This is a genomic window from Paenibacillus sp. 01L418 (assembly GCF_056400045.1).
On sequence record NZ_JBFTSN010000280.1, the window covers coordinates 1 to 8631 of the forward strand.

Genomic DNA, 8631 nt, shown 5'->3' on the forward strand with positions numbered 1-8631 from the left:
TATTTCTTCTCTACTAAATCAATGGAACGAGCAATATACTTCCATCCTTCTTGCTCGTTAATACTAACGCATTTAGACATCCTACTTTTGTAACTGAACATGAATCGACTATAGGCCAGCTTTGCATTTCTCCTAACCAAAAACTGGGATACCGAAGGGAAAAGAGGCTTAATAAAACGATAATAACTTTCAGACATCGGCAGAATGTGAACATTCTCAGGCACTAAATCCATAAATATGCCTTTATGACTAAACAAAAATAAATCGACGTTATATTGATTGAAGTCAATTTGAGTAATTAAATTAATTAAGCTTCGTTCCGCACCACCAGCTGAAAGACTTGGAATGACAAACAATATATTTTTTTTCATACCCACCTCATGTTAGACCACATAAATAATCCACCGCTTTATAAGACATTTTCTGAATGTTTGGAATTACCTGCTTGAGCTTCTGTATCAGCTCTGCCTCTTCTTGGACCATTTCATCGAATTTCTCAATTAATAGGACACTATTTGATAATTCTTCGATACCAAGCACCAGCTTTTCTTCGCCAAAAATATCTCTTGCTATTCCTTTGGACTTCACACTGTATCCAAGTACCATCGTCGGAACGTAGTTGGAGTAAGCAGCAATAGTAGCATGTGTACGTGCACCAACAAAAAATCTCATTCTAGCGATATAACCTTTATATTGAATCGCTGTTAAATGATCCGGCAAAAGAATAATTCTACCTGTATGCTTGTAAGTTTCATAATAGCCTTTTAACACCTCATAATCATTGTTCCCATTTATAATAACGTGCGGAGTTAAGGCAATCGTCATATCCGTTTTACTCAATATATGCCGTATCAGCTCGTCGATCGCAGCCTGCGATTGTTTATTCCGTTTCCATACCAACGGACTAAAATTAATTCCAACTGTGTTTCCTTCCTGCCACCCTTTTGGCAAATCCAACTCTTCTTTTTCCATAGTGAATGCAGGATCTGCACAAAGCTTTACGTTCTTAAGGCCTTTACCGATAAGCATATTGTAGGTCAATGACTCACGAGATAAGATTAGATCAAAGAGCTTTAAATCCTCCAGCTTTCTTTCCGACATATCTTCTTCTCCGATCGAACATCCCCACAATACAAGTTTTTTCCCTTGTTGTTTTACTCTCCTGTCAATTTCATACCATCCTGGCTGCTCTCCATAGCAATAATTGTCTCCACCTATAGACATGCAAACATCCATATTTTCAATATTTTTTATAATATTGTTATGGATTTTCCCGAGCGCATAAGATTCATCCTGATAAAGTTTTACCTTTAGTGAAGATAGGAACCAATCATACGAGTATTTTTTTATTTCAAGTTTAGAACCATCATAAATACCATCCAACTTGGCTATAATTTGATCGGTTTCCGGATTATTAGATGCTAGATACACCTTAGCGTCCTTTATCCTCTCCTTTAAAATAGCTGTTGAAGATCGTACGATAGCTTCACATCCTCGATTAAGACTGCCATCATGAGCAAACATCATTATCTTCATATTGTTATCCCCCTTACTTTTCTATTTCGGTATCTGCTGTACGCCGTTATCAAATAAATGCCTAGCAATGACTTTTGATCAATAAGATACAATAATGCTTTTTGATATTTCCCTAATTCTTCGCTCATTTCTTTGGAGTAGATCGGCAAAGCTTCCCTGACATCATGGTGCAATATCATCCTTTTAACATAATGTGTCTTGTCTTTAAATGGCATATTCGCCGAGGGTTCAAGATAAATATGTATGTAGGCCAATACGCTATGGATTAGTTTAATGGCTTTAAATTGTTGAATATTTACTTCACTAATTAAATTCGAATAACATAAAGGAAGCTCAGATTTATATACCTCAATAGCACGCTGAAAATAATCCTTTTTGGATACATTTCTAGTTGCACTCTCTTTTGTCTCACGATAATGGTATCCGGTGTAATCAATATATTTCAGTTTCTTTGCATGACTAAAGAAAAAAATATTAAACATTCCGTCCTCTCCAAGAGCAACGTTGGCAGGGAAAACAATTTCATGCTCCTGAATGAGAAATTTTCGATAAATTTTGTTGCATGCTGTATTTAATTGATCACTCTTCAAGAAGAAGGGTAATATTTGTTTTTGAATCTCGCCCTCGGTTAGGACAACTTCACTAGGGAAAGGATACCTCGTAATAATATAATGACCATCAAGCTCACTTTCATAGTTTGAAATTACAACATCACAATCCCCTGATACTGCTGCTGCATAGAGAATCTGATACATTTCCGGCTCAACATCATCGTCTGCATCAACAAAACCAACATACTCCCCTACTGCAGCAGCTAGCCCTTCATTCCTAGCAATGCTGACACCCTTATTATCCTGATTAATAAGAATAATCTGTCGATTATGTTTCTGATACTCTTCAATGATTTCCTTGCTATTATCCGTAGAGCCATCATTTACAAAAATAAGCTCATAATCTTGTATAGTCTGGTTTAAAAGAGACTCCATGCAGCGTTTAATATAAGGCTCAGCATTATAGACTGGAATGATCACACTTAGCTTTATACTCACCTCGCGATACTCCTCTCTTTCGGTTGAAACAAGCTATAAAGCTTATCAAGCTCATGACGATTTCCATAGTCGACTTCTGCACATTTCTTTGACAAGCGCTCCCTGAGCTCTTGATCTCGATAAAGTCTTAGTATTCCATTCGCAATCCCATCGACGGATAATTCGGAAATAACTCCATCAACCTCATGGCTTACTTGGCTGTTTGCAGTAGCGTAATTCGTTATGATGATTGGTTTTCCCAATATCTTTGCTTCCGTAACTGTGACTGCTTTCCCTTCGTATCTGGAAGGCTGAACATATATGTCGCAAGCTTCGATAAAAGGATATGGATTTATTTGCTTACCTAGCAGAATAAAACGATCTTCCAGTTTATATTCCGCTATCAAGTTTTGAATAATCACTTCATCTCCGCCGTAGCCAACAATATACCAAACAATATCATCATATCCTTGGTCGGTAAGAAGCTTGAAGGCTTTTACTGCATTATCAATTCCTTTGGCGTGAGACAATCTGCCTACTGTGAGAAGCTTAAATCGTTTATCCGAAATCATTGGATTACTTGGCAGTCTCTCTAATGCCATGCTTCTGATGAATTCAGGCGACATGATATTCTCGATAACTATCGTTTTATTTTTTAAAGTAGGGTACTTCTCTAAAAATGAATCTCTGCACGCATCGGAAACTGCGATAATGTGGTCAAATTTATTCCACATTTTCAAATCCATATTGCTTATGGTATGGACAGTAGAAAAATCAGTATGTATCCATGCAAATTTTCTGTTGGCTTTAACTTTTTCTGCTACAAAATAGTGCGGCCATAAATAGCTAATCGCTATATCATATTCAGGTGTCAGCTTAGGAAGAAACGGCAGGGCATACTTCCACATTAGCTGTTGCTGAATATATCCCGATTCGGGTATTCCCTTTAAACTTCCAATTATGCGCGCATGAATTTTTGATAGGAGGCGAGCAATTCCTAAATGCAGCTGTTTCGATTTCAATAGGCTTCCAATACCTTTTCGGAAAGAAGCATATTGCGGAATCTCTTCAAGAAGATTTGCTCTATCATTTAGAAGCGACATAAAATCTCCTTTATGCCGATACAGCATCAACTCGACATTAAAATAGTCATATTGAAACTCATCCAGCATACCGGCAAGGCTTCGTTCTACCCCCCCAACCTCCATATCATAGGAAGCAATTAGCACGTTTTTCATCGTTATCCCCTAACTTAAAAAATCACATTTTATACGTTGTAGATTTTTTTTTAGTTTTCCTCCATATCCACAAAAAAGGACGAAGAGGAAAGTACAAGAAATGAAGTTTCTTTGGAAGAGGTAACGTCTCGACGTCTTCCGGATAAGGAAATAGAAAACTTGCAATAAACTGTATTTTTTGCGGAATTGTCAGTAAGGCAAAAAGATATCGTTCATGATAGCTTCTAATTTCTTCTGGAACCGGCGGGGAATGTAGATTAACCAGCCGATTAATATAAAACATAGCATCCTCCGCGAGCCAATATGCCTTCCTTCCTGCAAGAAGCGGCTTCATTTCATCGCGAAGAGGAGAAGATAATAAACGTGCTGCGAGTAATATTGCCTGCCCACCAATATGGGAATAGTTATGCTTGGAAAGCAGCCGGTTCAACTTTGGCCAATCAAGCTTCTGATTAACTAGCTGTTTAATATCCAACAGCCAGCGAAGTCTAGACCAACCATGACGAGCACCATGAGAAACAAGAAACATAAATAGGTCTTCTCTTCCTAAATAATAAATCGGACGGCTAATTAAAGCGCTTTTTCGCTTACGGCTCCATAGATCATTAAAACTTGGCTCCTTAGAAGGAGCTGGGTTCAATCTCCAGTGCAATTCTACCTTTATACCTTTTTCGGGATGCACGAAAGTAGTATGATGATGTCTCCATTTCCAATCATTTAGCACCGAAACAATATATTCATCCTTCTCATACCCAAGGAACACCAGAAGTGCTTCCGCCTGATCAAGTTCTTTGAGGGGTATAAGGAGATCGAGGTCACAAGAGGTACGCAGCGATACGTCTCCATATAAATCAGCAGCAATAACCGGCCCCTTTAAAAACAGCGAACGTAGGCCACGTTCAGAAAATTCCTTTGCGAGTTGTTCCATCTCTCCACTGAGCGTAAGCATCTGCAAGGTATTCCGATAATAGTCACGCTGAAACATTTGGGTAACAAACACCGGGATTTCTGCTGATTTCAGTTGCTGAAGCTTGCGATTGATAGTTGGAAACACCCGATGATGCCTTACAAGCTCGATAAACCGGTCCCAATCCGCATTTTGCAGCAGCTCCTGATAATCGAAGGACTGATCCGCTTCATCGTCTGACGAAAGAAAAGCGAGCATTAATCGTAATTCGTCAGACAGTTCTTCATTATGGAGAGTAACGTTGTTATTCATGAATATCTCCTTCTAACTGATTAGCCAATAACGAACAATAACTTAAATATTGTTCTATAAAACGAACATAGATACAGATTATCACCTAGCCTAATATCTGTCAATAAACATTCCATACATTCACTATTCTTTTAGAAAATAACGACTTAATCTGCTAGAATGGAAGAGTTAAATGTTTGGACTTAACAAATAGGGAGGTTGAAAGCTCGTGCAAAATATTATCGTGTATGGTGCTGGCGGTCATGCAAAAGCCGTAATCGATACAATTGAGAGAGAAGGTCTGTATCAAATTGTTGGCTTACTGGATGGATTCAAGCCAGTTGGTTCAATTGTTTACGGTTATGAAGTTTTAGGAGATGAAAACTGGCTAGCAGCAAACCTTGATATCATAAGCTGTGGTTTCGTTGCTATTGGAGATAGTTGGCTGCGTTCTACTATTGCAAAAAACATCTCACATATTCATCCTCAATTTAAATTTATTAAAGCTATTCACCCGGCTGCCTCTATTGCAAGAGGCGTTAAGATTGGAGATGGAACAATCGTTATGGCTGGCTGCGTTGTTAATAGCGATACAACAATAGGAGAACATTGCGTATTATATTCTCAATCGTCGGTAGACCATGATTCAACTCTCGGCAACTGCGTGACCTTAGCCCCTAAAGCAGGTACTGGTGGAAATGTAAACATTGGCGATTACTCCGTCATTTCTTTAGGTGCAAATATTGTGCATAGTATTACGATCGGTGAGCATACCGTTATTGGAGCCGGGTCGACCGTATTGACCGATATCCCCTCCTATAAGGTCGCATACGGAACGCCTGCCAAATCGATTCGATCAAGAGAAACTGGTGAACGTTATCTTTAATTATTTGTTTAAGCCGATTGAATGCTCTTTTCCTCCGCTCTATCGAAAACATCATTCATGCAATCAATTACTCTTACTTGATCAATTAGTGTCATGCTCGAACCGGAGGGCAAACAAATACCACGCATAAATAACTGTTCACAAATAGATTCATCGCCTGCGTGAGCATAAAATCGGCAGTTTTCAAACAGCGGTTGCAAATGCAGAGGTTTCCATAGCGGACGCGCTTCTATATTAGCTGCTGTAAGTGCATACAGAAGCTCAGAAATTGTCGTGTTTGTCTCCATTTCATCCAGTACTAAAGTAGTAAGCCAGCGATTGGATTTGGTATTCATTAATTCAGGCATAAAGCTGATGCCGCTACGGTCCGAGAATGCACCCACATAGTTCTCGAATACCGTTCTTCTCGCTGCTACTCGATCATCCAGTACCTCTAATTGAGCTCTGCCTACACCTGCCAATAAATTACTCATTCGATAGTTAAAACCCATGCTGCTATGTTGATAATGTGCGGCAGTATCCCTTGCTTGCGTAGCTAGAAAACGAGCCTTTTTTAAAAGCTCCACATCGTCTGATACGAGCATGCCGCCGCCCGATGTCGTTATAATTTTATTTCCATTAAATGAATAGATGCCAAACTTTCCAAAGGAGCCGCTTTGCTTGCCTTTATATGTGGAGCCTAGCGATTCCGCAGCGTCCTCAATTAGAGGAACTTCATACTGTTCACATAATGAAATAATCTCATCCATCTTTGATACTTGACCGTATAAGTGAACAACAATAACTGCTTTCGGCAGCTTACCTTTACGATTTGCATCTTTAAATGCATATTCCAACGCTACTGGTGACATGTTCCAAGTATCTGGCTCAGAATCAATGAATATGGGCTCAGCTCCGCAATAACGAATCGGATTAGCACTTGCGACAAACGTGAAACTTGAACAAAATACAAAGTCTCCTGCACCTACTCCAAGTAGTTGTAATGATAGATGTATTGCCGCCGTGCCTGAACTCACTGCTACCGCGTCTGCAGTACCTGCGTAAGCTGCTATCTGCTTCTCAAAAGCATCAATATTGGGGCCAAGTGGAGCAATCCAATTCGACTCAAATGCATCGTCGATATAACTTTTCTCCTTACCACTCATATGAGGAGGGGATAAATAAATCTTTTTCAATTCATTCGCTGACACGTTGCCACACATCCTTTTTTAGTATTTCAAAATAAAAAACCACCTCTCGAGTGTATAAAGCTTGAGAAATGGTTTTATCCTTCACTATTTGTTGTCGTTCCTTGAAAAACAGGCATGGTCACATAATTACCATTTGATACACCTTCAGATTTAATAACCTTCTTAACTGTAAGCAGCAGTATCTTTAAGTCTAATTTTAAACTTTGGTTTTCCACATACCACACATCATACTCAAATCTCTCTTCCCACGAGACCGCATTTCTACCATGAATTTGAGCCCAGCCTGTAATTCCAGGCCTGACAAGATGGCGCTTAGCTTGCTTTTCGTTATATAGAGGCAAGTACTCCATAAGCAGCGGACGCGGCCCAATCAAGCTCAAATCTCCTTTGATTACATTAATAAGCTGCAGAAGCTCGTCAAGACTAAACTTGCGCATAAAAACCCCAAAAGCCGTCAGCCTTAAATGATCAGGCAACAGCTGGCCTAAACTGTCTTTCTCCGATGTCATTGTTCGAAATTTATATACTAAAAAAGGAACGCCATGCAGACCTGGACGCTGCTGCTTGAATAAAATTGGTGAACCAAGCTTAAATCGTACCAACACCGCAGTTATAGCAATAATAGGCGATAAAGCAATTAATAAAAGACAAGAAATAATTAAATCAAACAATCGTTTTGGCATATGTATGGACTCCTGTATTTCATTCTAAATACTCGTTACCGCGATGATAGCAGCTGTCTCATTTTTGAAATCATTTTTGGGCCAACAAATCGGCTCACAATTCTTTTAACTTCTCCTCTCATACGAACATGAGCAGGAAGCCATGATTGTGCAAAGTGATGGATGGTATGACTGTCATTTGTTATGTAATTCCCACCGTTAATATAATCATACGGGCTAAAGTATGTACGCGGATAAAAGGTAACGCCGTTGCTCAACACCTGATACTCACCATTTAACTTCAAATCATGCTTTCTGCAAATTTCAGAAATGACTGCTGTATTGGTAGTCAAATCTAACGAACCATCTGGAAGCAAAAAGCTTCGACTATCGTAATTTTTCAGCAACTCATGAATCCAAATATGTCCTTTCTCAGCACCCATCGTACCGGATTGTAGAAATTTCTCATCTTCGAATCCAGAGAAGGCCTCGTGATACAGAAAAGTATTTAAGGGTTTTATAACTTCCACATCCGTATCCAAGTAAATGCCGCCGTACTTATGAAGAGCATACAGGCGAACATAGTCACTTACAAAAGCATATTTTTTTGCCTCGTAAGCTTCCTTTACATATCGATTAGTAGAAATATCAAAATTGTCTTCATTCCATTCCATCACTTGATAATCAGCTAAATGTTTCTGCCAGCTTCTCATGCACTTTACAATCTTCTTTGGTTTCTCTCCTCGCCCGAACCAGCAATAATGGACAATTCGTGGTATCTTAATTCTTTCGTTCATTTAATTCCCTCCTAAAGCGGCCATTTCAAATAGTCACTTTTGTAAACCAAATCCAGCGCAATAACACATTCATAAAAATAAAATAAAAAATAAAAA

At 39.0% G+C, this 8631-nt stretch carries 8 protein-coding genes and 1 pseudogene; 1 reads left to right on the forward strand and 8 read right to left on the reverse strand.

Annotation, left to right across the window (positions count from 1 at the left end; translation table 11 throughout):
- The 5 genes and pseudogenes from AC1DSE_RS24695 to AC1DSE_RS24715 all read right to left on the reverse strand — a co-directional run.
- Positions 1-371 (reverse strand): annotated as a pseudogene (locus AC1DSE_RS24695) (glycosyltransferase); the annotation flags it as partial.
- A gap of 7 nt (positions 372-378) precedes the next feature.
- Complete coding sequence (locus tag AC1DSE_RS24700) at positions 379-1536, reverse strand: polysaccharide pyruvyl transferase family protein (RefSeq protein ID WP_477511044.1); 1158 nt, start codon at positions 1534-1536, stop codon at positions 379-381.
- A complete protein-coding gene (locus AC1DSE_RS24705; protein WP_477511045.1) occupies positions 1533-2585 on the reverse strand; it encodes a glycosyltransferase in 1053 nt (350 codons plus the stop codon). Before AC1DSE_RS24705 ends, AC1DSE_RS24700 begins: the two co-directional genes overlap by 4 nt.
- Positions 2582-3802: a glycosyltransferase gene (locus AC1DSE_RS24710; RefSeq protein WP_477511046.1), complete on the reverse strand. Its 1221-nt coding sequence runs from the start codon at positions 3800-3802 to the stop codon at positions 2582-2584. The genes AC1DSE_RS24705 and AC1DSE_RS24710 overlap by 4 nt, the downstream gene beginning before the upstream one ends.
- Positions 3803-3824: 22 nt before the next feature.
- Positions 3825-5021: a nucleotidyltransferase domain-containing protein gene (locus tag AC1DSE_RS24715; RefSeq protein WP_477528333.1), complete on the reverse strand. Its 1197-nt coding sequence runs from the start codon at positions 5019-5021 to the stop codon at positions 3825-3827.
- A 208-nt stretch (positions 5022-5229) separates the two neighbouring features.
- Between AC1DSE_RS24715 and AC1DSE_RS24720 the strand changes: the two genes are divergently transcribed.
- Positions 5230-5886, forward strand: coding sequence for an acetyltransferase (locus tag AC1DSE_RS24720; RefSeq protein WP_477511048.1), 657 nt, complete (start codon positions 5230-5232; stop codon positions 5884-5886).
- Positions 5887-5894: 8 nt separating this feature from the next.
- Here AC1DSE_RS24720 and AC1DSE_RS24725 read toward each other — a convergent pair whose 3' ends face one another.
- The 3 genes from AC1DSE_RS24725 to AC1DSE_RS24735 all read right to left on the reverse strand — a co-directional run bounded on the left by AC1DSE_RS24725 (position 5895) and on the right by AC1DSE_RS24735 (position 8535).
- Positions 5895-7031 carry an aminotransferase class I/II-fold pyridoxal phosphate-dependent enzyme gene (locus AC1DSE_RS24725; RefSeq protein WP_477511057.1) on the reverse strand — a complete coding sequence of 379 codons (1137 nt, stop codon included), beginning with the start codon at positions 7029-7031 and terminating at the stop codon, positions 5895-5897.
- 119 nt (positions 7032-7150) lie between these two features.
- Complete coding sequence (locus AC1DSE_RS24730) at positions 7151-7759, reverse strand: sugar transferase (RefSeq protein ID WP_477511049.1); 609 nt, start codon at positions 7757-7759, stop codon at positions 7151-7153.
- A gap of 35 nt (positions 7760-7794) precedes the next feature.
- On the reverse strand, positions 7795-8535 hold the full coding sequence (locus tag AC1DSE_RS24735) for a glycosyltransferase family 32 protein (RefSeq protein ID WP_477511050.1): 741 nt from the start codon (positions 8533-8535) through the stop codon (positions 7795-7797).
- Positions 8536-8631: the final 96 nt, after the last annotated feature.